This window comes from Actinomadura sp. NPDC023710, assembly GCF_040639875.1.
GTDB classification, from domain to species: Bacteria; Actinomycetota; Actinomycetes; order Streptosporangiales; family Streptosporangiaceae; genus Spirillospora; species Spirillospora citrea.
This window is the reverse complement of the sequence record NZ_JBFAGB010000007.1, coordinates 182049-206978: the sequence shown is the minus strand read 5'-3', so window position 1 is coordinate 206978 and position 24930 is coordinate 182049. Positions and strand designations below refer to the sequence as shown.

At 72.4% G+C, this 24930-nt stretch carries 24 protein-coding genes; 9 read left to right on the top strand and 15 right to left on the bottom strand.

Going from position 1 to position 24930, the window contains the following annotated elements; translation table 11 throughout:
• Nucleotides 1-17 precede the first annotated feature (17 nt).
• The 4 genes from AB0H37_RS10950 to AB0H37_RS10935 form a co-directional block, all read right to left on the bottom strand.
• Nucleotides 18-4265, bottom strand: coding sequence for a hypothetical protein (locus tag AB0H37_RS10950; protein ID WP_360612252.1), 4248 nt, complete (start codon nt 4263-4265; stop codon nt 18-20).
• A gap of 83 nt (nt 4266-4348) precedes the next feature.
• Nucleotides 4349-4552: a PspC domain-containing protein gene (locus AB0H37_RS10945; RefSeq protein ID WP_179837376.1), complete on the bottom strand. Its 204-nt coding sequence runs from the start codon at nt 4550-4552 to the stop codon at nt 4349-4351.
• Nucleotides 4553-4697: 145 nt separating this feature from the next.
• On the bottom strand, nt 4698-5468 hold the full coding sequence (locus tag AB0H37_RS10940; protein ID WP_360612251.1) for an HAD family hydrolase: 771 nt from the start codon (nt 5466-5468) through the stop codon (nt 4698-4700).
• A complete protein-coding gene (locus AB0H37_RS10935) occupies nt 5465-6115 on the bottom strand; it encodes an MBL fold metallo-hydrolase (protein WP_179837378.1) in 651 nt (216 codons plus the stop codon). Before AB0H37_RS10935 ends, AB0H37_RS10940 begins: the two co-directional genes overlap by 4 nt.
• A 117-nt stretch (nt 6116-6232) precedes the next feature.
• Here AB0H37_RS10935 and AB0H37_RS10930 point away from each other — a divergent pair, with 117 nt between their 5' ends.
• From AB0H37_RS10930 to AB0H37_RS10920, 3 genes are all read left to right on the top strand, one after another.
• Nucleotides 6233-7300: a phosphotransferase family protein gene (locus AB0H37_RS10930; RefSeq protein ID WP_329085968.1), complete on the top strand. Its 1068-nt coding sequence runs from the start codon at nt 6233-6235 to the stop codon at nt 7298-7300.
• The gene (locus AB0H37_RS10925; protein WP_329085966.1) at nt 7297-8397 is read left to right on the top strand and encodes a hypothetical protein; all 1101 of its coding nucleotides are present in this window, start codon (nt 7297-7299) and stop codon (nt 8395-8397) included. Before AB0H37_RS10930 ends, AB0H37_RS10925 begins: the two co-directional genes overlap by 4 nt.
• Nucleotides 8398-8495: 98 nt before the next feature.
• Nucleotides 8496-8696, top strand: coding sequence for a hypothetical protein (locus AB0H37_RS10920; protein WP_329085964.1), 201 nt, complete (start codon nt 8496-8498; stop codon nt 8694-8696).
• 62 nt (nt 8697-8758) lie between these two features.
• Here AB0H37_RS10920 and AB0H37_RS10915 read toward each other — a convergent pair whose 3' ends face one another.
• The 3 genes from AB0H37_RS10915 to AB0H37_RS10905 form a co-directional block, all read right to left on the bottom strand.
• Nucleotides 8759-9058: a Fe-S cluster assembly protein HesB gene (locus AB0H37_RS10915; protein WP_089310191.1), complete on the bottom strand. Its 300-nt coding sequence runs from the start codon at nt 9056-9058 to the stop codon at nt 8759-8761.
• 94 nt (nt 9059-9152) lie between these two features.
• Nucleotides 9153-10112 carry an LLM class F420-dependent oxidoreductase gene (locus AB0H37_RS10910; protein WP_360612250.1) on the bottom strand — a complete coding sequence of 320 codons (960 nt, stop codon included), beginning with the start codon at nt 10110-10112 and terminating at the stop codon, nt 9153-9155.
• A gap of 37 nt (nt 10113-10149) precedes the next feature.
• Nucleotides 10150-10917, bottom strand: a complete 768-nt coding sequence (locus tag AB0H37_RS10905) for an SDR family oxidoreductase (RefSeq protein WP_179837383.1) — start codon at nt 10915-10917, stop codon at nt 10150-10152.
• A gap of 226 nt (nt 10918-11143) precedes the next feature.
• Between AB0H37_RS10905 and AB0H37_RS10900 the strand changes: the two genes are divergently transcribed.
• The gene (locus AB0H37_RS10900) at nt 11144-11593 is read left to right on the top strand and encodes an OB-fold domain-containing protein (protein ID WP_229809989.1); all 450 of its coding nucleotides are present in this window, start codon (nt 11144-11146) and stop codon (nt 11591-11593) included.
• Nucleotides 11590-12780 (top strand): lipid-transfer protein, encoded by a 1191-nt coding sequence (locus tag AB0H37_RS10895; RefSeq protein WP_329085955.1) that lies wholly within the window; start codon nt 11590-11592, stop codon nt 12778-12780. The genes AB0H37_RS10900 and AB0H37_RS10895 overlap by 4 nt, the downstream gene beginning before the upstream one ends.
• A 9-nt stretch (nt 12781-12789) precedes the next feature.
• Here AB0H37_RS10895 and AB0H37_RS10890 read toward each other — a convergent pair whose 3' ends face one another.
• Together AB0H37_RS10890 and AB0H37_RS10885 are read right to left on the bottom strand one after the other, a co-directional pair.
• Nucleotides 12790-14403 (bottom strand): serine/threonine-protein kinase, encoded by a 1614-nt coding sequence (locus AB0H37_RS10890; RefSeq protein ID WP_360612249.1) that lies wholly within the window; start codon nt 14401-14403, stop codon nt 12790-12792.
• 74 nt (nt 14404-14477) lie between these two features.
• Nucleotides 14478-14849, bottom strand: coding sequence for a hypothetical protein (locus tag AB0H37_RS10885; RefSeq protein WP_329085951.1), 372 nt, complete (start codon nt 14847-14849; stop codon nt 14478-14480).
• Nucleotides 14850-15206: 357 nt separating this feature from the next.
• On the opposite strand from AB0H37_RS10885, the gene AB0H37_RS10880 reads away from it, so the two are divergent.
• From AB0H37_RS10880 to AB0H37_RS10870, 3 genes are read left to right on the top strand one after another with little or no spacing between them, the layout of a single operon-like run.
• A complete protein-coding gene (locus tag AB0H37_RS10880) occupies nt 15207-15827 on the top strand; it encodes an ATP-binding cassette domain-containing protein (RefSeq protein WP_329085948.1) in 621 nt (206 codons plus the stop codon).
• Nucleotides 15828-15844: 17 nt separating this feature from the next.
• Nucleotides 15845-17962, top strand: a complete 2118-nt coding sequence (locus AB0H37_RS10875) for a YhgE/Pip domain-containing protein (protein ID WP_360612248.1) — start codon at nt 15845-15847, stop codon at nt 17960-17962.
• Nucleotides 17963-17978: 16 nt separating this feature from the next.
• A complete protein-coding gene (locus AB0H37_RS10870) occupies nt 17979-18554 on the top strand; it encodes a TetR/AcrR family transcriptional regulator (protein WP_360612247.1) in 576 nt (191 codons plus the stop codon).
• A gap of 3 nt (nt 18555-18557) precedes the next feature.
• Here AB0H37_RS10870 and AB0H37_RS10865 read toward each other — a convergent pair whose 3' ends face one another.
• Together AB0H37_RS10865 and AB0H37_RS10860 are read right to left on the bottom strand one after the other, a co-directional pair.
• Nucleotides 18558-19283 carry an SDR family oxidoreductase gene (locus AB0H37_RS10865; protein WP_360612246.1) on the bottom strand — a complete coding sequence of 242 codons (726 nt, stop codon included), beginning with the start codon at nt 19281-19283 and terminating at the stop codon, nt 18558-18560.
• 203 nt (nt 19284-19486) lie between these two features.
• Nucleotides 19487-20017, bottom strand: coding sequence for a pyridoxamine 5'-phosphate oxidase family protein (locus AB0H37_RS10860; RefSeq protein WP_360612245.1), 531 nt, complete (start codon nt 20015-20017; stop codon nt 19487-19489).
• Between the two features lie 373 nt (nt 20018-20390).
• On the opposite strand from AB0H37_RS10860, the gene AB0H37_RS10855 reads away from it, so the two are divergent.
• Nucleotides 20391-20885 (top strand): hypothetical protein, encoded by a 495-nt coding sequence (locus AB0H37_RS10855; RefSeq protein WP_329085938.1) that lies wholly within the window; start codon nt 20391-20393, stop codon nt 20883-20885.
• A gap of 93 nt (nt 20886-20978) precedes the next feature.
• On the opposite strand, the gene AB0H37_RS10850 is transcribed toward AB0H37_RS10855, so the two are convergent.
• From AB0H37_RS10850 to AB0H37_RS10835, 4 genes are all read right to left on the bottom strand, one after another.
• Nucleotides 20979-21251, bottom strand: coding sequence for a DUF6406 domain-containing protein (locus AB0H37_RS10850; RefSeq protein ID WP_179837394.1), 273 nt, complete (start codon nt 21249-21251; stop codon nt 20979-20981).
• Nucleotides 21248-22465 (bottom strand): hypothetical protein, encoded by a 1218-nt coding sequence (locus AB0H37_RS10845; RefSeq protein WP_360612244.1) that lies wholly within the window; start codon nt 22463-22465, stop codon nt 21248-21250. The genes AB0H37_RS10850 and AB0H37_RS10845 overlap by 4 nt, the downstream gene beginning before the upstream one ends.
• A gap of 181 nt (nt 22466-22646) precedes the next feature.
• Nucleotides 22647-23117 (bottom strand): MarR family transcriptional regulator, encoded by a 471-nt coding sequence (locus AB0H37_RS10840; RefSeq protein ID WP_329085933.1) that lies wholly within the window; start codon nt 23115-23117, stop codon nt 22647-22649.
• A 239-nt stretch (nt 23118-23356) separates the two neighbouring features.
• Nucleotides 23357-24925 carry an acyl-CoA synthetase gene (locus AB0H37_RS10835; RefSeq protein WP_360612243.1) on the bottom strand — a complete coding sequence of 523 codons (1569 nt, stop codon included), beginning with the start codon at nt 24923-24925 and terminating at the stop codon, nt 23357-23359.
• Nucleotides 24926-24930 lie beyond the last annotated feature (5 nt).

Sequence of the window (24930 nt, the reverse complement as noted above, 5' to 3'; positions counted from 1 at the left end):
GGTCGGACCGGTGAGCGCTATCGGGTGCCCTCCCGGTACGCCTCCACCGCGTACCGGAGGCGGGCCCCGACGAGCAGAGCCTCGTCCTCCGGGCATCCGAGGAGCCGCGTGACCAGCTCGACGATCTGGTCGTCGGTGAGATCCGGCTCAAGCTCGGCGACGTGCCCGACGATCTCGACCAGCTCGGGCCGCTTGTAGGACGCGATCGACCGCCCACGCCGGACCTTCGCCTGCCCACCCGAGCCCCCACCCGCCCGCCGCTCCGGCGGACCCTCCGCTCGCGCCGGAGGCTCCGACTGCGGACGAGGCCGCCCTTGTTGCGGAGGTTGCTGGCGCGGGGATTCCGCCCGCGCCGAGGCTTCCTGCTGCGGACGAGGCTGCCCCTGCTGCGGGGGCTGCTGCTGTGAAGGTTCCGCCCGCGCCGGGGCCTCCGACTGCGGACGAGGCCGCCCTTGTTGCGGAGGTTGCTGGCGCGGGGATTCCGCCCGCGCCGAGGCTTCCTGCTGCGGACGAGGCTGCGCCTGCTGCGGGGGCTGCTGGCGCGGGGGCTCCGTTCGCGCCGGAGGCTCCGACTGCGGGCGAGGCTGCCCCTGCTGCGGGGGCTGCTGCTGTGAGGGTTCCGTCCGCGCCGGGGCCTCCGGTTGCGGGCGAGGCGGCGCCTGCTGCGGGGGCTGCTGGTGCGGGGGTTCTGTTCGCGCCGGGGCCTTCGGTTGTGGGCGAGGCTGCGGCTGTTGTGGGGGTTGTGCCTGCTGGGTTGGTTTGGGTCGCGGCGGGGGGTCCGGGAGCGGGCCGGGCTTGCCCCAGATCGCCGGGATGTCCGATCGGCCGGGGGGCGGAGCGTGCTCGGGCTCCGGGACGCGCGGGTTGGGGCCCGTGGCCTGGACACCCGACTCCTGGGCGGGCTCGTCCCGCCTCATGGCGTCCAGCCGCCGGGGCGGGAGGCTGCCGCCTCGCCCGCCCGGCCGGGGCGGCGCCTCGCCCTGCCCCTGCTGCTCCGTGCCCTGCGGCTCCCGCCGCGCCGCGTCCAGGCGCCGAGGCGGGACGCCCTGCCCGGACGGACCCGCGCCGGGACGCGCGGGCGGCCGGGCCCGCACGTCCTGCTGCGTCACATCCGGGCGCTCCCCGGGACCGGAGGCCGTGCCCTGCGGACGCGCAGGTGTCCGACCGCGCGCGTCCTGGCGCGGCTCTTTCGGCCGTTCCAACGGGCGCGGATCGCGGGGTCTCGTTTCGGCTCCCTCTCGCGCAGCCGCGGGCGGCCGGGGGCGGAGGTCCTGCTGCGTCACATCCGGCCGCTCCCCCGCGCGGGGATCGCGAGCACGCGGGTCGGCTTCCTTGTGCGCAGGCGGATCCGAGACGGGGCTCGGGGGCTGGATCGGTATGTCCCGCTGGGTCGCGTCCGGGCGCTCGGACAGCGGGCGCGCAGCGGGAGACGGCGGGGTTCGGGGAGTGGTGAGGGCGGTGAAGAGCGGGGTGGTGGGGGTGATCACTTCGTGCAGGTCGGACGGGAGGCGGGGGCTCGGCGGCGGGCCCTCCGGAGGCGGGAGGTCGGGGCCGGACGGGCCGACGAGGATGGTCCGGGGCGCGTGCCAGAGGACGAACAGGGCCTCGGCGCCGGCCTCGTGCTCGCCGTCCACGATGACGACGTCGAAGCCGTCGGGGGCGGGCGGGAGGACGTCCGGGACGCGCCACAGCGGCAGGATCCACGCGGGCACGATGTCGGGCCCGGAGCGGGCGAGGGCGGACGCGGCGGCACGGGCGGCGGTGAGGGCGGCGCGGGCCTTGCGCAGGGCGTCCTCGGCCTCGGCGAGGGCGTCGCGGAGGCGGTCCGCGGCGGCGGGGCCGGTGGAGGCGGCGCGGCGGCGGGCCCATGTCCAGGCGTCGTCCCAGCGGCGGGTGCGGACGTGCCAGACCTCGTCCCCGTCGGTGGCGACCATGAGGTTGGCGAGGTCGGGGTGGACGGCGCGGACGCGGGCGACCAGTTCCTCGCAGCGGATCTGCCGGGAGCGCTCGTGCCGGGCCTCGGCGAGGGCGCCGAGGGCGCGGCCGTAGGCGGCGGCGTCGCGGGCGTCGACGGCGGTGAGCGCGGCGCGCAGCTCGGGCGGGTCGTCGCCGTCGGCGGGGCCGATCGAGTCGCGCAGGGCGTCCAGGTCGGCGGTGGCGCGGCCGACGCCGAGCCCTTCGAGGGCGTTGCGCAGGGCCGCGGCGTAGTCGTGCCACTGGATCGGATGGACGAGCGGCACGCGGAAGCCGGAACGTTCGAGAAGCCGCCGCGTCGAGTCCAGGGCGGTCATCGCGTCGCGGACGCGGGCGAGCCGCGCGTGCGCGCGGACGAAGCGGGCGACGCGCTCGTCGGGCGGCAGGTCGGCCGGGAAGGAGATGCCCGCGGCCTCCCACACGTACTGCAGCTCTCGGCAGGTGATCCGCACCATGAGGTCGGTGTGGACGATGTCGAGCAGCTCCGGCGTGGTCGGCGCCGCCCCGTCCACCTTCACCGTGGCGAGGAGGGGCTCGGCCTGGCGCTGGGCCCCGGACCGCAGGGGGCCGCGCTTGAGCGCGCCGCCGTCGGCCAGGTACGCGCGCAGGTCCTGGGCGGCGGCGGCGAGGCCGCGCAGGTCGGCGTCGGAAGGCAGCTCGACGCGGTGGCCGCGCAGCTCGCCGAGGGCGTGCTCGGCCCACTGCGCGCGGGACGTCATCTCCACGACGCGGGCCCAGATGAGGGGGCGCCGCTCGGCGAGGGCGTCGCCGAGGGCGCGGACGGCGAGGTCGGAGGGGTTCCAGCCGCCCGGATGGCCCTCCAGGCCGAGGTCGCGGAGCGCGGCGCCGACGACGGAGGCGTCCCCGTCGAGGCGGGCGAGGAGGGTGACGTCGCCGTCGCGCAGGAGTTGCGACAGCTCGGTCCGGGACCGCTCGGCGCGCTCGGCGGCGGCGGTCTCCGCCTCGATCAGCGTGCGGACGTAGGCGGCGCTCGGCAGCGCGCCCGGGTCGACGTCGCGCTGCTCGGTGCGGGCCTTGCGTTCGGCGGTCTCCTCCGCGAGGAGGACGACCAGCTCGGCGGCCTCGGACCGGGAGATCGGCGGGCCCGGCGGCAGGTCGGGCCGGACCGGCATCCACGACAGCTCGGGCTCCTCGCCGCGCAGGTCGGGCGGGGGCTCCGCCGGCTCGCCGCCGCGCAGGCGCTCGGTGATCTCGGCGACCCGCAGGGCGGCGGCCTCCTCCCGCTCGGCGAGGGCGTCGACGCCGGGGTCGCCCGAGGCGCGGATCGCGTCCGCCACGCGGGCAGCCATGGACGCGTCGGTGGCGGTGAGGGCGGCGAGGCCGGGCGGGAGCGCACTGCGCAGCGCGGCGGACGCGGCCGGGCCGGACGTGGCGACGAGCACCCGGCGGCCCCGCGCCAGCAGCCCGGCCAGCAGGTCCGGGACGGTCTCCGGCGCCCGCTCCGGTATGTGCATGACCTGCGGTTTCAGCTCGGACGAGACGAACCGCGCGACCCCCTCGGGGACGCCGCGCGGCAGCAGGCTCAGCAGCTTGGCGTGGTGGTCGCCGACGGCCTCGCGGCCCGCCGGGCGGACGACGAGGGCGGGCGCGAGGCGCAGGCGGGGGACGGGCGAGGCGGCGTCGGCGTCGGGCGTCCAGTCCTCGCGGTAGTCGGCGGGGCTCGTCAGCGCGACCTGGCACCACTTGCGCAGGACGTCCCCGACGGAGGCGTTGAGCCCGAAGCCCTGCCCGGTCTGCACGGCGTCGGCGATCCAGTCCGCGGGCCGGAAGCCGGGGTGCCCGGACAGCAGTTCCCGGTCGCGCAGGGTCGTGTGCCCGGCGAGGACGACGTCGACGCGCTCGGTGCGCTCGTCCAGGACGATCCGGACGGGCGTGCTCAGCAGATGGTCGTGGACGGCGGGCCGCCACGACAGCAGGCCCGTCGCGAGGACGGCCTCCTCGCCGGACAGGTCGCGCAGGATGCGGTACCAGTTGCGGAGGGCGAGCCAGCCGTCGAACTCCTCCAGCACGACCGGCGGCGTCAGCGGGATGACCGGGACGCTGAACAGCACCTCGCCGGGCCCGGCGTCGGCCTCCACGTAGACGTCGCCGGGCAGTCCGGCCAGCCAGTGGACGTGGTCGTGGTCGGCGAGGTCGCGCGAGGGGCGCCGCCGGGCCCGCGCCAGGTCGCGCAGGTACCCGAGCAGTCGCGCCGCGTGGTCTGCCTCCCGCGCGGCGGCTTCGTCCAGGGCCCGGCCCGGACGGCCGGGACCCGGAGCCTCGTCAGGCACCGCGGCTCCTCCCCACGGGAATGGTGGTGCCCCGATCTAACACCCCCGGGCGGCCCCGGTCGAGCGCAATCGTTGATCTTGAGTTAGCGGGCGCCGGCCATGTGGCGGTCCTCGTTCGGCATCATGACCCAGAGGACCAGGTAGACGACGAACTGCGGCCCGGGCAGCAGGCACGAGAGCAGGAACAGGATCCGGACGGTCCAGGGGGTCATGCCGAACCGGCGTGCGAGACCGGCGCAGACACCCGCGATGACGCGGTCGTGACGCGAACGATAGAGGCCGTTCATGGGTTCTTGTCTCCCCGATTCGTCGAGCGATGAACACGGCCGCGTTTCGTGCGGCCATGTCTTTCACGCTACGAACCGGACGGGCGGCCTCACATCGCTCTCGCGGCCTGTTCCCCGCTGCTACCTCAGGAGTACGGGACGTCCCCTAGGGGGCGGCCGGCCCCAGAGCGCGGCCGGCGTTGTGCTCGGCGACGAGGCTCGGCAGGCCGGCCAGGTCGTCGAGCACGAACAGGCACTCGCCGAGCGCTTCGTCGTCCCGCTGGATGTTCCCCCACGGGCCACGGCGCAGGAACGCCGCCCGCATCCCGAACTCGAGGGCGGGCCGGACGTCGTTGTCGACACGGTCCCCCACGTACAGGACGCGGTCGGGCAGAACATCGGCGAGCTGGGCGCAGCGCTCGAAGAACTCGTGGGACGGCTTGCTGACGCCCCACACGTCCGAGATGCCGACGACGTCCGCGTCCAGGGCCAGCTCCGCCATCTGCTCGGCCGCCTGGACCGGCTGGTTGCCCGCGATCCCGACGAACAGGCCCTGGTCGCGCAGGCCCGACAGGCAGGCCCGCGCGTCCGGGTACAGGTCGTCCGGCCCGAACCCGTTCGGGACGCCCGCCTCCTCGCGGCGCCGCTGCTCCTCCTCCAGGTCGAACCCCGGCCGGAAGTACTCGAACAGGTCCCCGTGGTCGCCGCCGGTCGCGAGCAGCGCGCCGAGCTTGGTGAGGAAGGTGTGCCGGGGGACGCCGAGCCAGTCGGCCCAGCGCCCGTAGATCTCGCCCTCGTTGATGAGGGTCTCGCCGATGTCGAAGAACACGGCCTGGACGGAGCGGGGCTCGGCGAGGCCCGCTCCGTGCTCGGCGGAGCCGGCGCGCTCGCCGGCCGGCGGCTCGGCGGCCGCGGGGATGCGGGGGGAGGCGTTCATGTGGCGGCCAGGTCCACGGACGTGCCGGGGGCGAGGCGCACGAACTCCTTGCCGAGTTCGTCGCCGGCACTGGTGAGGACGCGTTCCATCACCTGGAGGCCGATGTCGTTGAGCAGCCCGTCGTGGACGGCGAAGGCGCGCCCCGGGCGGACCGCCCGCGTGTACTCGTACAGGTCGAGCGCGCGCATCCAGGGCGCGTTGCCGGGCAGGCACAGCGTCGGGACGGGCTCGGACGGGACGGTCAGCGCGTCCCCCGGATGGAAGACCTCGCCGTCGACCAGGAATCCGACGTTCGGGACGGGCGGCAGGTCCGGGTGCATGAGCTCGTGGTCCTCGCCGTAGACGTGGACGTCGAAGCCGGCGATCGTGACGGCGTCGCCGTGGCCGACCTGGTGGACGCGTCCGCCGAGGTCGGCGAGGTTCTCCGCCACGGCGCGGGACGTCCACGCCTCCAGGGCGGGGCGCTCGGCCATCGCGGCCCGCAGCGCGTCGGCGTCGAAGTGGTCGAAGTGCTCATGGGTGATCAGTACGGCGTCGGCGGCGGCCAGCGCGTCCGCGGCCGCGCTGAACGAGCCGGGGTCGATGACGATCGTGCGGTCGTCCTCGGTGAGCTGCACGCACGCGTGTCCGAGCTTGGTGAGGCGCATCCGGCGATTTTTTCACGCGGTCGTCCCCGCCCATTGACCACCCCCCGGCCCGTTGATAGAACACGTTCTAATTCGGGCGCGAACCCCGGCCAGTAGGCACGGCAAGGAGGCGGTGCGATGCCCGTTCCCGACCAGCGCGATCCCGAGACCACCAGGCGGACCCTCGCGCGGTGGCTGGACGGCCGTCTGCCCGGCGCCCGCATCCCGCACGTGGAGACGCCCCAGACCAGCGGTTTCTCCAACGAGACCCTGCTGTTCGAGGCCGAGTGGAACGGCGGCGACGGCGCGCCGAGACGCGAGCCGCTCGTCGCGCGGGTCGCCCCCGAGAAGTACCAGATCTTCCCCGAGCCCCGGTTCGAGGAGCAGTACCGGCTGATGCGGATCCTGGACGAGCGCACCTCCATCCCGGTGCCGCCGATCCGCTGGTACGAGCCGTCCCGCGACGTGCTCGGCGCCCCGTTCTTCGTGATGGGCCGCGTCGACGGCCGCGTCCCGACCGACATGCCGCCGTACCACATGGACGGCTGGGTGACCGGGGTGCCGCCCGGCGAGCGGGCCCGGATGTGGTGGTCCACCCTGGAGATCATGGCGCGGCTGCACCGGCTGGACGTCCTCGAACTGGACCTCGGCTTCCTCGACCAGCCGGCCTGGGGGGCGCCCGGCCTCGACCAGCGGCTCAACTACTACGAGCACTACCTGAGCTGGGCCTACCAGGGGCCGCAGGAGACGGCGCTCAGGGCCCTGGAGTGGCTGAAGGCGAACCGCCCCGACGAGCCGGACGCCCCCGTCGCGCTGTGGGGCGACGCCCGCATCGGCAACGTGATCTTCCAGGACGGCGCGCCCGCTGCGGTGCTGGACTGGGAGGGCGCCGTGCTCGGCGCCCCCGAAGAGGACCTCGCCTGGTTCATGTTCCTGGACCGGCACCACTCCGAAGGCGTCGGCGCGGCCCGGCTGGAGGGCTTCCCCTCCTACGCCGAGACCGTCGCCCGCTACGAGGAGCTGCTCGGGCGCCCGATGCGCCACATGCCGTACTACGAGATCCTGTCCGGCTTCAAGTTCTCGGTGATCATGGCGCGGATCGGGCAGGCGATGATCGACTTCGGCTGGATCGAGGAGACGGCCGACTTCCCCCACGACAACAACTGCACGCAGCTGCTCGCCCGCATCCTGGGAGGGGACCGGTGACGCTCTCACCGCTCGACGACTACCCGATCCACCAGGCGCCGGAGGTGATGCGGCACGTCACCACCTCCGACCGCAACTTCTACGACCGGTACTACTTCAACGTCCACCCGTGCTCGGACGAGCTCATGATGATCATCGGGATCGGGCAGTACCCGAACCTCGGCGTCATGGACGCGTTCGCGGTCGTGCGGCGCGGGCCGGTGCACAAGGTCGTCCGGGCGTCCCGCGAGCTGGGGAACGACCGGATGGACACCACGGTCGGGCCGTTCCGCGTCGAGGTGATCGAGGGGCTGAAGCGGCTCCGGGTCGTCCTGGACGAGACGGAGCACGGCCTGTCGTTCGACCTCACGTGGGAGGGGTCCGTCCCGGCCACGCTGGAGCAGCCGCACTACCTGCGCTGGCAGGAGCGCGTCATCTTCGACTCCCGCCGCCTCGCGCAGACCGGCCGCTGGACGGGGACCATCACGGTCGACGGCGAGACCATCGAGGTCACGCCCGACCACTGGTGGGGCTCGCGGGACCGCTCCTGGGGCATCCGGCCCGTGGGCGAGTCGGAGCCGCCCGGCATCCAGGCGAAGAACGCGGGGACGTTCTACTGGCTCTACGCGCCGATGCAGTTCGAGGACCACGCCGTCCTCTGCATCGTGCAGGAGGACGAGAAGGGCCGCCGCCTCCTGGAGGAGGCCACCCGCGTCTGGCCGGACCGCGAGGCCGAGTACCTGGGACGTCCCGAATACCGTCCGGAGTACGCGGAGGGCACCCGCGACGTGGTCACGGCGACGCTCCGGTTCGCGCCGCCCGGCGGGGAGCCGTTCGAGATGAGGGCGACGCCGATCCTGCCCGTCCACCTCATGGTCGGCACCGGCTACGGGCTGGAGCCCGACTGGAAGCACGGCATGTACCAGGGGCCCGACCTGAAAGTGGAGGGCGTCGCCTACGACACCCGCAAGCCGGACGACGCGGCCCGCATGTGGGGCATGGTCGACGCGGTCGGCCGGTACGAGTACCTGGACGGCGCGCAGCCCACCGGCGCCGCCACCGGCTACGGCCTCTTCGAGTACTGGGCCCTCGGCCCGCATCCGTCGTTCCCGGGCTGACCGGTGCCTGACGGCCGCCGGGACGTGGGCGTCCGCCCCGCGATGTCGCGTCCCGGGCGGGCGGCGGGTGGAGCGACCTATCTGCAACACTGGCGCTCGTGACGACCCCGCCTTCGCCCGACCCCCTGGACGCGGGACGGTCGATCCGGCGAAAACCGGACCGGCAGGCGCGCGACCGCTCCCCCACCTGGCGCGACCAGCCGCGCGGCCTGGCCTGCGCGGTGATCGCGGCGTTCGCGGTCCTCACCGCGGCGGCGTTCGTGTTCGCCGTGGTCGCCGTGGTCGCGGCGATGCGCTGACACGTCGGAGAACACGAGACCGGGGCGGCCCGGTGGGCGCGCCCCGGTCCCGTCCTCCTACGTCAAGTGGGAGTTCCCTCCGACCCCTCCGCGATGGTGAAGGCCACGTCGCCCTGCGGGTCGACCTGGGCGTCGAGGGTCTTGTCGTCGAGCATCTCGGCGACCGTGGGTTCCAGGTACACCTTGGCGCCCTCTTCCTCCACGACCTGGTCGCCGGCCTCGGGGGCCGGGGCCACCGAGAGCCGCAGCGCGTCCGAGCCGTCGAGCCCGGACTCGATGCGGATGCCGGTCTCGGGCGGAAGCTCCGGGTTGGCGGTCACCGTACGGATGACCTGGACGGCACCGCTGGTCAGCGTGAGCACGATCAGCTCCTCACGTCTCTTCGTTCGCTGTAGGGATTTGCCCCACCCTCCCCGCTCCTCCCGGCCGTAAACATCGGGACGTGATCGGACGGTCTCAGTCCGCACTCGGGGCGAGCGCCCGCACCGCCTCCGCCGTGGTGAGGCCCCCACCTGGAACGATCGCGAGCACGGGCGTGGTGAGACCGTGGTCGACGTACTCGCGGACGCGGGCGCGGCACCGCTCCGGGGAGCCGTGCACGATCAGGTCGTCCACCACCTCGTCCGGGATGACCTCCAGCGCCTTCTTCCGGTCGCCGGCCGCCCACGCCTCGTTCATCGCGCGCAGCGCCTCGCCGCGTCCGAGCCACTCGTGGAACGCCCGGTAGACGGGGACCGTCATGTACGCGGCGATCATCCAGCGGCCGATCGCGCGGGCCTCCGCGGCGTCGTCGGTGGGGCAGACGAACAGCCGCGCGATCAGCTCCGGCTCGTCGCCGAGCGCGCCGCGGACCGTCCGGACGTCCTTCGGCGCGAGCCAGTTGGTGATCGCGCCGTCGGCCTCGCGGGCGGCGAGCCGCAGCATGCCGGGGCGCAGCGCCGCGAGGACGATCGGCGGCGGCGTCGCCGGTGCGCTGTCCAGCTTGAAGCCCCTCACGGCGAAGGTCTCGTACTCCTCCTTCACCTTCTCCCCCGCGAGCGCCTTGCGGAGGAAGCGCAGCGTGTCGCGGGTGCGCTTGTAGGGCTCGTCGAACGGGATGCCGTTCCAGCGCTGCACGATCGTGTCGGACGAGGTGCCGATGCCCAGGACGAACCGTCCCGGCGCGAGGTCGGCGAGGGTGGCGGCCTGCTGGGCCAGCAGGGCGGGCCCGCGCGTGTAGACCGGGACGATCGCCGGACCGAGGCGCAGCCCGGGGTCCCACTGCGAGGCGAGCGCCAAGGGGGTGAAGGCGTCGGCGCCGTTGGTCTCGGCCGACCAGGCGTCGGTGTAGCCGAGCCCGGACAACCCGGAAACGATCTCGCGGTGCTCGGCCAGCGGGAGGCCGGTCAGCGGAATGGTCAGTCCCCAGCGTGACATGCGCTTCTCCCTGTTTCTGGGCGGTGTTCCCGGTCGGTCAGGCGATCGAGGGCCGGATGGTGGCGCCGCCGTCCACGACGAGCGTCTGCCCGGTCATCCAGGACGAGGCGTCGCCCGCGAGGAACACCGCGGCGTTGGCGATGTCCTCGGGCTCGCCGAGGCGGCCGAGCGGCATGTACTTGCTGATCTCGGCCTCGTTGTTCTCCCACAGGGCGCGGGCGAGGTGCGTCTTGACCAGGCCGGGCGCGATGCAGTTCACGCGCACCTTCGGGGCCAGCTCCATCGCGAACTGCCGGCTGAGGTGGATCACGGCGGCCTTGGTGGCGTTGTAGTAGCCGATGCCGTGCTCGGTGACCATGCCGCCGACCGAGGCGATGTTGATGATCGCGCCGCCGCGCTCGGCGAGCGAGGCGCGCAGCGCGAGCTGCGTCCACTGCACGATCGCGAACTGGTTGACCTGGACGGTCTTGGCCGCGGCGGCGGGCTCGATGTCGGCCATCGGGCCGAAGTAGGGGTTCGTTCCGGCGTTGTTGACGAGGATGTCGAGGCCGCCGAACTCGGCGACGGCCGCGTCCATGCACGCGGCGGCCTGCTCTGCGTCGCCGACGTGCGCCGCCTTGGCCAGGACGCCCGCACCCGGGTGCGCCGCGCCGATCTCCTTGGCGACCTCGTCCAGCGCCTCCTGCTTGCGGGAGGAGAGGACGATGTTCGCCCCCTCGGCGGCGAGCGCGGTGGCGATCGCCTTCCCGATCCCCCGGGACGCCCCGGTGACCAGCGCCGTCTTGCCCTCTAGACCAGTCCGCATCCGCACGCTCCCTACCTGTCCGCACCCTGAGGGCCTGCCTGTTCGCACCCTGCGGGCGGCATCACCAGAATCCGACTCGGTGGTTCACTGTACCGAAGTGACTGACGAGTCAGTTAGGTGGGTTCGCACGGGTCCGCGACCGGGCCGTCCCGCTCACCGGACACGTCCCGTTCCGAGCGCTTGCTCGGTTGTTACGCTGCGCCCGGTCGGAGACGAGGAGGACCGCGTGACCACCACCAAGGAACGCCGTCCGGCGATCGAGGGCTGGTTCACCACCGGGGACGGCGACGTCCGCCTGCTGGGTACCCGCTGCGGCGCCTGCGGAACGCCGTACTTCCCGCGCAACGAGCTGGCCTGCCGCAACCCGGGCTGCGCCGGCCCGAAGGACGGTTCCGAGCTGGAGCCGTACGCGCTGTCGGGACGCGGGCGCATCTGGTCGTACGCCGACTCCCGGTACAAGCCGCCGCCCCCGTACGTCTCCCCCGACCCGTTCGTCCCGTACACCGTCGCGGCCGTCGAACTCGAAGCCGAGCGCATGGTCGTCCTGGGCCAGGTCGCCCCCGGCCACACCGTCGACGACCTCGCGGTCGGCATGGAGGTCGAGCTGACCGAGGGCGTCCTCTACGAGGACGACGAAGCCGAGTACACCGTCTGGATGTGGAGGCCCGTCAGATGACGCGCGACATCGCCGTGCTCGGCGCGGGCATGCATCCGTGGGGCAAATGGGGCCGCAACTTCGTCGAGTACGGGCTCGCGGCGGCGCGGGCCGCGCTCGCCGACGCCGGGCTCGCGTGGACGGACGTCCAGTACGTGGCGGGCGCCGACACCATCCGCAACGGCTACCCGGGGTTCATCGCGGGCGCGACGTTCGCGCAGGCGCTCGGCTGGTCGGGTGCGCGCGTGTCCAGTTGCTACGCCGCGTGCGCGTCCGGGGCGCAGGCCATCAACAACGCGCGCGCGCAGATCCTCGCGGGTCTCTGCGACGTCGCACTGGTCGTGGGCGCCGACGCCGCGCCGAAGGGCTTCTTCAAGCCCGTCGGCGGGGACCGCCCTGACGACCCCGACTGGCTCCGCTTCCGCCTCCTGGGCGCGACCAACCCCATCTACTTCGCCCTGTACGCGCGGCGGCGGATGGCCGTGTACGGCGCGACGCTGGACGATTTCGCCGCCGTCAAGGTGAAGAACGCCCGGCACGGGCTGTCGAACCCGAACGCCCGGTACCGCAAGGAGGTGACCGTGGAGGACGTACGCGAGTCCGCCGTGGTCGCCGACCCGCTGCGGCTGCTGGACATCTGCGCCACCAGCGACGGGGGCGCGGCGCTCGTCCTGACGTCCATGGAGTTCGCGCGCAGGCACGGGATCGCCGACCCGGTGCGCATCCCGGCGCTGTCGACGGCGACCCCCACGTTCCCGAAGACCGTCCTGGACCTGCCCGACTTCGCGACGGACTCGGCGATGACCGTCCCGGAGCCCGACCGGCCGTTCCGGTCCGCGATCGCGCACGCCGCCTACGAGGAGGCGGGCCTCGGCCCCGAGGACCTCTCGCTCGCCGAGGTCTACGACCTGTCCACGGCCCTCGAACTCGACTGGTACGAGGACATCGGCCTGTGCGAGAGGGGCGGCGCCGAGGAACTGCTCCGGTCGGGCGCCACGACGCTCGGCGGCCGCGTCCCGGTCAACCCGAGCGGCGGGCTCGCCTCCTTCGGCGAGGCCATCCCGGCGCAGGCGATCGCGCAGGTCTGCGAGCTGACCTGGCAGCTGCGCGGCCGGGCCGACGGCCGCCAGGTCGAGAACGCGCGGGCCGGCATCGCCGTGAACCAGGGCCTCTTCGGCCACGGCTCCGCCGTCATCACCGTCCGCTGACCGAAGCGGCTAGGCGACGGTGAAGCCGTCGCAGGTCAGGTAGTAGGCGTCGCCGTTCGGGTGGACGTGCAACCAGATGATCGTCCAGTCGCCCTTCATCAGCGGATAGGTGCCGTTCCCGGCGCCCTCCCACTCGAACTCCGACGGGTAGCGGATGTTCAGCCATGCGGCGTTGCCGGGGTACAGGTGCGGCTTGCTCTGCACCACGCCGGTGACGCCGTTCCCCTGCTGCTCCGCCGGCGGGCGGACCTGGACGGCCACGTAGTACTTGGGCGGCTCCGAGTACTTGAAGCGCAGGCCGAACTCGACGGTCTTCTTGGTGTACGGCTCGCGAGGCGCCGACGTCTGGGTGTCCCTGGTGAGGTCGAAGTCCTCCGGACGGGCGGCCGGCTGGCACGTCGAGCTCGCCTTGCTCCAGCGGAGTTCCGCGATGTCACCGGGCTGCTTGACCAGGATCCGGTCCGGCGGGGCGCCGTCTGCGCCCTGGGCCGCGCCCGGGGTCCTGCCGCCTGGAGTCGAGCCCGCGGGGTCACCGGTCGCGGTCCCGCCGTGCGTTCCCTGCCCTGCCTGCGGCTTGTTCGGGTTCTTGTCGCCGCCGTCCCCGTCGAGGGCGAACCGCGCGAGGAGGGCGCCCACCAGGACGACGGCGGCCACCCCGGCGCCCGCCGCGATGACGGCGGCGCGCGACCGTCCGCGCGAGACGCCCGGGACCGTCCTCGTGCGGTCGGCCGGGACGAGACCCGACGCGACCGCGTCCGTGACGCTGGCGGGCATCGGCCTCGGGACGCCCACGATCCGCCGGTAGGCGGGATCGGCGGCGAGGGGACCCGGCGCGGGCGCCTGCCGCAGCAGACGCTCCAGCGCGATCCTGGCCCCGGGCTCCTTCTCGGCGCACTGCCGGACCAGGCCGGCGACGCGCGGGTCGACGCCCTCCAGGTCGATCTCACCGCTGAGCGTGCGGTGGATGATCGCCTCGATGCGGCCGCCGCCGAACGGGGGACGTCCCGTGGCGGCGTAGGCGACCGTCCCGGCGAGCGAGAACACGTCCGACGCGGGGAGGGGCTGCTGCTCGCGGACGACCTCGGGGGCGACGAAGCCGGGGGTGCCGTTCCACGCGCCGGTCTGGGTGATCTGCGTCTGCCCCTCGCCGCGCGCGATGCCGAAGTCGATCAGCCGCGGCCCGTCCGGGGCGAGGATCACGTTGCCCGGCTTGAGGTCGCGATGCTGGACGCCGTGCCGGTGGATCTCCAGCAGCCCCTGGGCCAGCTCGGCGAGCAGCCGCAGGCACGTCTCGGGGGGCAGCGGCCCGTGCGCGGCCACCGCCTGCCGGAGCGTCGGCCCGGGGACGTACTCCGTCGCCAGCCAGTACGGCGGCGCGTCCAGGCCGGCGCCGACCATCGCGGCGGCGAACCTGCTGCGCACCCGCTCGACGGTCGCGACCTCGCGGCGGAACCGGGCGAGCGCCGTCGGCCCCTCGAAGTCCTCCCGGATCACCTTGAGCGCGACATGCCGCCCGCTACCGGTCAACCCCAGGTAGACCTGCCCCATGCCCCCCGCGCCCAGACGGCCCAGCAGCGGATAGCCGCCGATCTCGGCAGGATCCTCCGCACGGAGTGCTTCCACTTGTCACCGACCCCTCGTCAACACGCACCGCTGCCAAATGATGCCATTCCGAGAGGAGCCGCGCGGACGGGTCGTCAGTCGGCTTTGCGGGCCACGTGGAGCGCCCAGGCTATGAGCGGGGCCTGGAACGGGAGACGGCCGTAGGCGGCCGCGCGCAGGGGCAGCGGGCGGTGGCGCCAGTCGCGGGCCATCTTGACGTTGGCGGGGAAGACCGCCGCCATCAGGCCCGCCGTGGCGAGCGCGCCCGCCTTGCGGGTGCGGGGGTGGGCGACGGCCGCGGCGCAGGCCAGCTCGGCGACGCCGCTGAGGTAGGTCCAGGTCCGCGGGCCCCCGGGGAGCCGCTCGGGGACGAGCGCGTCGAACGGCTTCGGAGCGATCATGTGGAGGGTGCCCATCCCGGCCATGAGCGCGGCCAGCCTGCGGTGCGCGTGTGACGACTCGGTCATCCCCGGAGTCTGTCAGATCAGACGGCCCGTCCAATAGCGATCACGCCGCCTCCCTGGTCGGACGTGCCGCGTGTGACCCAAATCACGGCTCTGTTCTGTGTGACCCGAGTCGTGGGGGTCACGTGTCTGATGTCACCGCTTCGGGCGGATTCGCGCGGTTCATTACGGAGCTAGGTTTGTACTGACCGGTCAGTACAAATTCTTCGGAAGGCCGCGATGACGTCCGAGCACCAGACTCCAGGGACGGCCGCCATGGCCGGGGGGACCGCGGCGCCCGTCCCTGGACCCCGCCCGATCGGCTCGGGGGCTGGCGGGGGCCGCCCCGGAGCCGGCCCCGCGCCCGCACGCGGAATGCCCGTGCGGGCGCGGGGCCTCGGGGCGAAGGGCGCGCGCGGCTGGGTCTTCCGAAACGTCGAACTGGACGTCCCGGCCGGCGCGCTGGTCGCCGTCGGCGGCATCGCGGGAACCGGGCGCACAGCGCTGCTGCTCACGCTCGCCGGGCGCATGCGGCCCGCCGAGGGCACGGTCGCGGTGGGCGGGGTCACCGGTCTCAGGCGGATCCAGCGGGTCGCGGCCCTCGGGATCGTGCCGGGGGTGACCGAACTCGACCCGGCGCTGACCGTCCGGGAGCACGTCGACGAGGCGCTCGCCCTGCGCGAAGGCGTCTTCGGCCGGTTCCGCGGGCGCGAGGCCCGCAGGCGCCGGACCCTCGAACGGGTCGGCCTGGACGTCCGCCCCGGAACGCTCGCCCAGGCACTCGCGCCCGACGAGGCGCGGCTCCTGGGCGCCGCCCTGGCGCTCGCCGGAGATCCCGGGCTGCTCCTGCTCGACGACGTCGACGAGGGGCTGCCCGCCGACCGGCAGCGCGACCTGTGGCGGCGGCTGGCCGGGATCGCCGCCACCGGCGTCACCGTGATCGCGTCCTGCCACGACGCCGCGCCCGCCGAGGGCCACGCCACCCACGCACTCTCGCTCTGACCGAGGAGATCCCCCCGATGAGACTTCCCGCGTTGACCTCGGGCGGCCTTGAGCTGCGCCGCTTCCAGCGCAACCGGCTGACCCGCGTCGCGATGGCCGGGCTCGTGCTGCTTCCGCTGCTGTACGCCGGCCTCTACCTCTGGTCGTTCTGGGACCCGTACGCGCGGCTCCAGCACGTTCCGGTCGCGCTGGTCGTCCAGGACGAGCCCGCCAAGGCCGGCGGCAAGACCGTCCACGCGGGGGCCGACCTGGCGGAGGAGTTGAAGAAGCGCAAGGTCTTCGACTGGCGCACCGTCTCGGCGGCGAACGCCGAGGAGGGCGTCCGATCGGGGAGGTACTACATGTCGCTGACGATCCCCGCGGACTTCAGCGCGAGGATCGCGTCGCCGTCCGGGGACGGGACGCCCGCACCGGCGGGGTTGCGGCTCCAGATGAACGACGCGAACAACTACGTGGTCGGGACGCTCGCCCAGGCCGCGTTCAAGGAGATCAGCGCCGCCGCCGGGAGCGAGGCCGTGCGCGGCTACCTCGACCAGATCTTCCTCTCCTTCGGCAAGCTGCACGGCGAACTCGGCAAGGCGGCCCAGGGCGCGGACAAGCTCGCGGAAGGTTCCGGCCAGGCGCACGACGGCGCGGGCAGGCTCGCCGAAGGCGCGGGCAAGGCCGAGGCAGGCGCGGGCAAGCTGAAGGGCGGCATCGAAGAGGCCCGCTCCGGCAGCGGCAAGCTGACCTCCGGCCTGGAGGAACTCCGCACCGGAACGGGCCGGGTCGCCGCCGGGATGCAGCGGCTGACCACGACCGTCGACCGCGCGGGCGACACCCTCGTCCCGCTGCTGGGGGAGAACGCCCCCGAGATCCGCCAGGCCGCGCTCGCCGTCGCCCGAGGGGCCGACGCCCTCGCCGACGGCGCCGGACGGCTCCCCGCCCAGACCGGCGCCGCCGTCCAACGGGCGGAGAAGGCGCAGGCCGAACTGGGCACCTACCTCGCCGCGCACCCGGAAGTGCCGCCGGACGTGCGCAACGACCTCACCCGGGCGGCCGCGCAGGTCGTCACCGTCGCGAAGCAGGTGGACGGCTACGTCAGCGGCCACACCGGCGACCTGCGCAAGGTCGCCGCCGACGCCCGGACGGTCGAGCGGGCCGCCCGCAAGATCGCCGAGGACGCGCCCTCCCTGGCCGCCAAGGTCGAGCAGGCGCGCCGCGACGTGGACCGCCTCAACGCCGGAACCCAGCGGGTCAACGCGGGCGCCGGCCGCCTGCTCTCCGGATCGTCCGAGCTCACCTCCGGCCTCGGCGTCCTCTCGGGCGGCGCGGGCGAACTACGGGGCGGCCTGGGGCGGCTGTCCGGCGGCGCGGTGACGCTGGAGACGGCCCTCGCGCAGCTCTCCACCGGCAACGAGCAACTGGCGAACGGCCTGGACGAAGGCGTCTCCCAGATCCCGGACTACGGCAAGAAGGAACGCGCCGCACGCGACGACATGATGAGCAACCCGGTGCGGCTGGCCAGCGCCACCGAGAACGCCGTACCGAACTACGGGACCGGGTTCGCGCCGTTCTTCGTCCCCCTCTCCCTGTGGGTCGGCGGCATGATCATCTACATGCTGCTGCGCCCGCTGAACCCCCGCGCGCTCGCGGGCACCGCGCCCGGACGCCGCGTCGCGCTCGCCGGCTGGCTGCCCGCCGCGGCGATCGGCGCGGCGCAGGCCTGCGTCGTCCTCGCCGTCCTGCACTTCGCGCTCGGCCTGCGCGCCGAGCACTGGCCGGGCCTCGTCGCGTTCCTCGCGCTCGCGTCCGCCGCGTTCCTCGCGGTGATCCAGTGGGTGAACGCCCGCTTCGGGCCGATCGGCCGGATCATCGCGCTGGCGCTCCTGATGCTCCAGCTCACCTCGGCCGCCGGCACGTACCCGATCGAGACGAGCCCGGCGTTCTTCCAGGCCGTCCGCCCCTATCTCCCGATGCCGTGGGTCGTGGACGCCGTCCGGCACCTGATCAGCGGCGGCGACCTGACCTCCGTATGGCAGGGTTGTGCGGTGCTGGCCGCATTCCTGGCCGGCGGGCTCGCGCTCACCGCCCTGGCCGTCCGGCACAACCGGGTCTGGACGATGAAGCGCCTGCACCCGGCACTGAGGCTCTGATCGGAGGCAGGGGGACGTGGCCCGCATCGCGACCCGGGAGAAGCTCTTCACCGCGGCGATCGAGCTGATCGCCGAGAGCGGGCTCGCCGCGACGACCGTCGACCAGATCGCCGAGCGCGCCGGCGTCGCCAAGGGCACCGTCTACTACAACTTCGACAGCAAGGCCGCGCTGTTCGCGGCGCTGCTGGAGTACGGCGTCGACCGCCTCGCCACCGCGCTGCGCGAGGCCGCGTCCGGCCGTCCCCCGCTGGAGGCGCTGGAGGCCGTCGTCACCGCCGAGCTGGTGTTCATCGGTGAGCACGAGTCCTTCGCCCGGCTCCTGATCGCCGAGACGTGGCGGGCCGGCGGCGACTGGCAGCACGCCGCCCGCCTGATCCGCGAGCGGGCCATCGGCGTCGTGGCCGACGTCCTGCGCGAAGCCGTCACCACGGGCGACCTCCGCTCCGACCTGGACACCGGCACGGCCGCCTCCGCCGTCTTCGGCATGGTCCTCACCGTCGCCCTGGACTGGCGCGCCCTCCAGCCCGGCCGCTCCCTGGACGACGTCCGAGCGACCCTGCTGGCCCTCCTCCGAGGCCGCCTCGCCACCTGACCCTCACTGGACGAACTGCTGGCCGCCGTCGATGTCGTAGGTGGCGCCGGTGAGCGCCGTGTTGGCCATGATGTGGACGGCCAGCGCGGCGACGTCGGCCGGACCCACGACCCGGCCGATCGGGAGCGTCGACCGCAGCTCGTTCCTGCGCTCGTCGAGCCGGTCCCCGAGAAGCGAAGCCGACAGCGGCGTGTCGACGAAGCCCGCGGCGATGAGGTTGACCCGGACGGGCGCGAGTTCGAGCGCGAGGGTCGCGGTGAACGGGGGCAGCGCCGCGGTGGCGGCGGAGATGAGCCCGAGTCCGCGGTGGATGCGGCGACCGCCGGTGCCGCCCATGAGCAGGAGCGTGCCCCCGGGGCGCATCCTGGGGGCCGCGCTGCGCGCGATCTGGAGCGCCACCACCATGTGCCCGCCGACCTCCTCGCGCACCTCGTCGGCGTCCATCTCCAGCAGCGGCTTGTAGCGCGGCCCGCCGGCCGTGATCAGCACATGGTCGATCGGAGACGCGAGCCCTTGGAAGAAGCCCGCCACCGCGGCCTCGTCGTTGGCGTCGAAGACCGCCGTGTCCCGCGCGCCCACGTCCGACGCGGCCCGCTCCAGCCGTTCCGGATTGCGACCGGTGAGGACGACCTCGGCCCCCTCGGACCGGGCGAGCCGCGCGGTCTCCAGCCCGATGCCCGCGCTGCCGCCGACAAGGACGACCGTCTGCCCCTCCAACTGCACAGCCATGAAACCCCCCGACGGGTGCCACGCACCACCGGCAAGTACCCGGGCCAACGACAGCGAAGCCGGGACGCGTATGGCCACACCATCGCCCGCCGGATGGAGCCCGAAACGCCCGCCGTCCAGGCTTTAGGGACCCTTGGGCCGGCTCGTGGAGCCCTGAACGACGGCCCTCCTCCGAGGCCGCCCCACCAGCCGATCCGGCCGGGTCAGGCCCCTGACTCCACCGTGAGCTTGGCGATGTCGGGCGCGTAGGCGGCCATCCAGTGCGGACGCAACCGGTAGTAGACGATCTCGCTGTCCCAGTCGAAGGCGTCCTCACCGTAGAAGCCCTTGAAGTAGGCGAGCAGGTCCGGCCAGTCCGCGGCCGGCTCCCCGTCCGGCGGGTTGAGGATCTCCACCGTGCCGTGCGTGAACACCCCCAGGTCCTCCCCGCGCAGGTGCGCCGCGCTGACGGCGGGCCGTGCGGCCAGATGGCGGGCCTTGGCCGCGTCGCGCGCCGTGCCGAAGTACCACTTCCCGTGCAGGAAGTGCCCGTCCACACCGCTGATCCGCGGCTCCCCCTTGGCGGTCACCGTGGACAGGGCCAGGGTGCACATGCCGGTGAGCACCTGGCAGAGCTGCCGCGCGGTCAACGTCCTCTCCACGTTGATGATCGAGCGCAGATGCGCGGTGGAACGGGAAAGCGAGTCGTCCAGGAGGGCCTGGAGCTCGGCGAGTTCTTCTCTGGTTTCACGCATGGCAAGTCCTAGTACGAAGGGTCCGGTCCACATCTCAATCCCCCGGTGCTGGCCGGTGACCCCATACTCACCCCGAACCCTGACACCTACCGTCAGGTTTTCGCCTCGCCCTCACCCCCTGGCCGACGAGTCACGATCTGTCGTGCTCCCACGCATCAGCCATGAATGGGGCCGAGGAAAAGTTTCGGTGCCCTGGACGAACTTTTCTGTACCGGTAGAACATCCAGACGGCCGCAGTTGCGCGCGGGTTCGGGGATCGGCCGGTCGGATTGATCACGTCCCGGCGCGCCAACTTCCTCCGGGCACCACCTCATCTCATCCGGCAGAAGCGCGGCCACGGGAGGTCGCGCACCGAGAGCGAGAGCGAGGACCCATGCGGAAGATCGTGATCACCGGAATGGCGGCGGCACTGGCGCTTGGCCTGACGGCCTGCGGCGGTAACGGCGACGGCAACTCCGCGGCGGCGCCCTCCTCGCCCGCGAGCTCCGCGCCGAGCGAGTCGTCGACGCCGGACGGCGGGTCCTCGCCGGGCGCTCCCTCCACCCCGCAGGGCTCGGGCGGTTCGGGTGCCCCGGGAGGCCGGCACACTCCGCTCGCGCAGCAGGGCGGCCAGCAGATCACCACCAAGTGGGGGCCGCTGCGCTACCTGGCGCCGGGCAAGTACACCGTCGGCAACGTCGTCTTCTTCACCGCCACCGACACCGTCCTGTACGTCGCCGGAGGCACCTGCCCCAACGGCACCCCCACCCCGCCCGACGTCAGCAAATGCTCCGTCGACGGACTCGACCAGTGGGTGAAGGCCTCCCCGCACAACGCCACCGTCCGCTTCTCCGGCCAGACCGCGACCCGCATCACCGAGACCCAGTAGCACCCAGTCCCGGCGCCTCCCTCAACAGCCTCGCAAGAACGAGGTAGAAGTCATGAGGGAGGCCCTGAGGAATTGCCCAGGTGGCATTCCTGATCAACTGGTTCGGCGGACTACTACTTCCCACTCCCAGTCGGCGTTGTCGGGGAATACAACCTCCGCGACCTGCCACGTCTGGTCATCCACCGGGAAGGTGTCACCAGGGCGGAGTGTGTACTCGAACTCCTCTCCGGTCTCCTCCATGGACACACCAAGAAGCACCTCTGGAGGGTCCAGTCGCTTCACCGTCGCCACGTCGAAACCGGCTTTACCTATCGTGTAGAACCGATTTGGCTTGATCCGATGTCCGGTAACGCCTTCCATCTTCATCCACCTCCGGTTTCACCTTCAAGTGCAGCGTAGTAGCTATTGAAATGTTTCGTAAATTCTGCGATCGGTACCGGATCGGGATGCTTGTGGCCGTAGGGATTGCGCAGTAGGGCCTTGCCGTCCTCAACACCGATCAACTCGTAAGCATGCTGGCATCTCAGTTTGTACACTTTGGGATCAGCACGTTGCATGAAATCTGGCACGGTCGAGACCACGGTTGGCCGCCCGGACTCGACCAAGGCAGTGAGGACCGCTTCGTTGTCAGCAGCGGCTCCGGGGTCTGTGTTCAACCGGTCGACGCACGCCGGTCGACCGGTCAACTGTGCGAGGATCTCGGCCTGCGTCCATGCTCCGGTCCCCTTGTCGAGACGAGCATAGCCACGTTCGACCGGATTGCCGAGCAACGGATTCTGGCCACGTTCGGGGGGCCAGGTTTCATCCACGGCTCCCAGGGCTTTTTCTATGTATCCAGGCCAAGTCACACCGGCGTTCGTGCACCGCGCGAACGCGGCTTCGCCCGGCTTTTCGGCGAGCACTGGAACGTCTTTCGTGACCGTTATGTCAAGGATGCGGCCAGTGGGGGTCACAACGTCGCCATCTTTGAACTCCGTCTCATGCAAGGAGACGGTCACCGTGCCGTCTTCGTTGTCCCGCACTGAGCTCTGAATCTTGTCCGGCACTGTTCCGGCCACGGCTCCCATCGCGGCGATAACGCCACAGTCGCCAAGCGCTCCCTGCCGCGCATCCTCCCTTTTGGGAATTCCGTCAAAGAGCGGGAGCGCCTGCTTCTCGCCGCCTTCATCCGTTCTGTGTGGACGCCCATACTCGACTACGGCGCTGAGGTCGTCAGGGATGTCGAGGCGATCCGCCGCTACCTCGATCCTCTCCTCGGTGTCGTTCGTGGAGTCCTCGCCGTCGGCGGCTGTGGGCTCTGGCTTTCCGAGGTGCTGCTCGGCCGCGGCGATCCAGGCGGACAGATCATCGTTCTCCGCTCCCCCGGCAAGGAGGCCCTGCTCCGCAGGCCTGTCCTTGGAGACGGCCCCGGCCTGTTCTTCGTCGGCGTTCTGCGACTGGGCGGGCTCGCGAGCACGGGCGAGGCTTTGCAGGCGGGACGGCTGGTCCGGGGAGCCGGGATTGTCGGGGCGCAAACCCGGCTTCCGGGGCTGTACCGACGAATTGTCGACCGCTTCCTTGGGGGTGTGCTCGATGCCCACGCGTGCAGCCCTTCCGCCGGGGAGGCCGAGACGGTTCGCCGGGCATGGCCGTGGGGGCCCGCCAGGCCACGCCGACTTCATGTAAGCGCAGCGGGCCGTCAAGCGTCCACATTCGGGCCTGGCGGATGAGTGAGGTCGTCGCGTCCGCGTGAGGTTTCCGGCGGCCGGGCGGTGGGCGTTGTCAGGGGAGTTTGCGGATTTCCTCGATGACGGACGGCATCGTCTCGTTGTTGTGGCGGATCCAGTCGAGGAGGAGGGCCATCTGGTCGTCGGTGTAGGTGTCGAGGCGGTCGCGGAAGGCGCGGCCTATCGGTTCGAAGTAGCGGCCGAACTGGGCGACGTTCTCCTCGACGAGTTCGACGATCACGCGGCGGCGGTCGTCGGGGTCGCGGGTGCGGCGGACGTAGCCGGCTCGCTCCAGGCGGTCGATCACGGCGGTGATGGCGCCGCCGGTCGTGATGCCCATGAGCTCGGCGAGCTGGCCGGGCGTCTGCGGGCCGTCCAGCGACAGCGCGTTGACGCACTGCGCGTCGGTGACGTTCATGCCCGCCTTGCTCGCGGTGGCATGGTGCAGCAGCACCGTGAACATCGTGCTGCGCTGCATCGCCATCTGCAGCTCGCCCGCCATCCGCTCGCGCTCCGGGGTCGACACGCCTTGACCTCTCTCCCTTTGTCTCTCATGTAGAGACACTCATTTCAAGAGCGACTCTTTGAGGGAGATTCTATCGACCCGACCCCGGCGGGACCAGGCGGGACGCCGGCGGCGTGTGGCGCAGCCGACACCGTTCAATGATCGCACCACTGCGGGGCTGCACCTAACCTGGCGTTGTCAGGACCACTAACAGAGGTCCGCGCCTGGCCCCGAATCCCACGAAGGTTCGGGGCCGACCCCTATCTGGCCCCCTCCGCCACCTGCTTCGCCCAGCGGTAGTCCGCCTTGCCGGCCGGGGAGCGCTTCATCTCCGCGACGAACGCGTAGACGCGCGGCACCTTGTAGCCCGACAGCTTCCTGCGGCAGTGCTCGTTCAGCTCCTCGAAGGACGGCTCCGCGCCGGAGGGCTGGATCACCGCAGCGACGCGGTTGCCCCAGCGTTCGTCCGGAATGCCCGTCACGACCGCGTCGTAGACGGACGGGTGGCCCTTGAGGACGGCCTCGACCTCTTCCGGGAACACCTTCTCGCCGCCGGTGTTGATCGCCTGCGAGCCGCGGCCGTACACGGCGATCGAGCCGTCCTCCTCCACGGTCGCGATGTCGCCGGTGAGCAGCCAGCGCCTGCCGTCCACCAGGGGGAACGTCCTGGCGGTCTTCTCCGGGTCGTTGTAGTAGCCCTGCGCGATGTAGCCGGTGCGGGCGACCTGGCCGATCACGCCGGATCCCGGTTTGACGGGCTGGAACGCGTCGTCCAGGACGGTGACGTTCTCCACGTCCGGCGCGAACCGCAGCCCCTTCTCCGGGGTGGAGCCGGCGACCGCCTCGGCCGTCGAGCCCGACTCGGTGGAGCCGAAGCGGTCCAGGATCATCGTGTTCGGCAGCAGCCGCTGGATGCGGTCGCGGACCGTCCCGGTGAAGATCGCGCCGGTGGAGACGTAGGCCAGCAGGGACGAGGTGTCGTAGTCCCCGCGCGCCAGCTCCTCCGCCATCGGGATCGCCATGGCGTCCCCGGTGATCGTCAGCGAGTTGACCTTCTCCCGCTCGATCGTCCGCCACACGTCGGCCGCGTCGAACTTGCGCGTGTAGACGAGCGTCGCGCCCATGAACCAGGCGATCCAGGTGGCCATCTGCGCGGCGCCGTGCATCAGGGGCGCGACCGGCATCATGGTCATCGGGCCGCCGTTGCGGGCGTTCTCGACGATGTCCTCCGGCTTGGTCGGACGGGGATACGTGGGGTTCCAGAACGCGAGCAGCATCTGCTCGGTCGACCACATGACGCCCTTCGGCATCCCGGTCGTCCCGCCGGTGTAGATGATGTAGAGGTCGTCCCTGGAACGCGCCGGGAAGTCACGTGCGCCCGAGGCGTCCTTCAGGGCGTCCTCGTAGGCGACCGCCCCCGGGATGGACGGCTCGCCGCCCACCGCGACGAGGTGCCGCAGCTCGGGCGCCTCCGGGACGGTCGCCGCGACGCGGTCCTCGAACTCCACGTCGTACAGCAGCGCGACGCTGTCGGAGTCCCGGTACACGTAGAGCAGCTCGCTCTCCACGTACCGGTAGTTGACGTTGATGGGCACGGCCCGGATCTTCAGCGCGGCCAGCAGCGCGGCGGCGTACTCGACGCCGTTGTAGAGCTGCACGGCGACGTGCTGGCCGGGTCCGACGCCCGCGTCCGCCAGATGGTGCGCGAGGCGGTTGGCGTGCTCGTCCAGCTCGGCGTAGGTGAGCCGCCGGTCGCCGCACACCAGCGCGAGACGGTCCCCGATCGCGTCCGCGACACCCTCGAACAGGTCAGCGTGGTTGAACTCCATCGGAC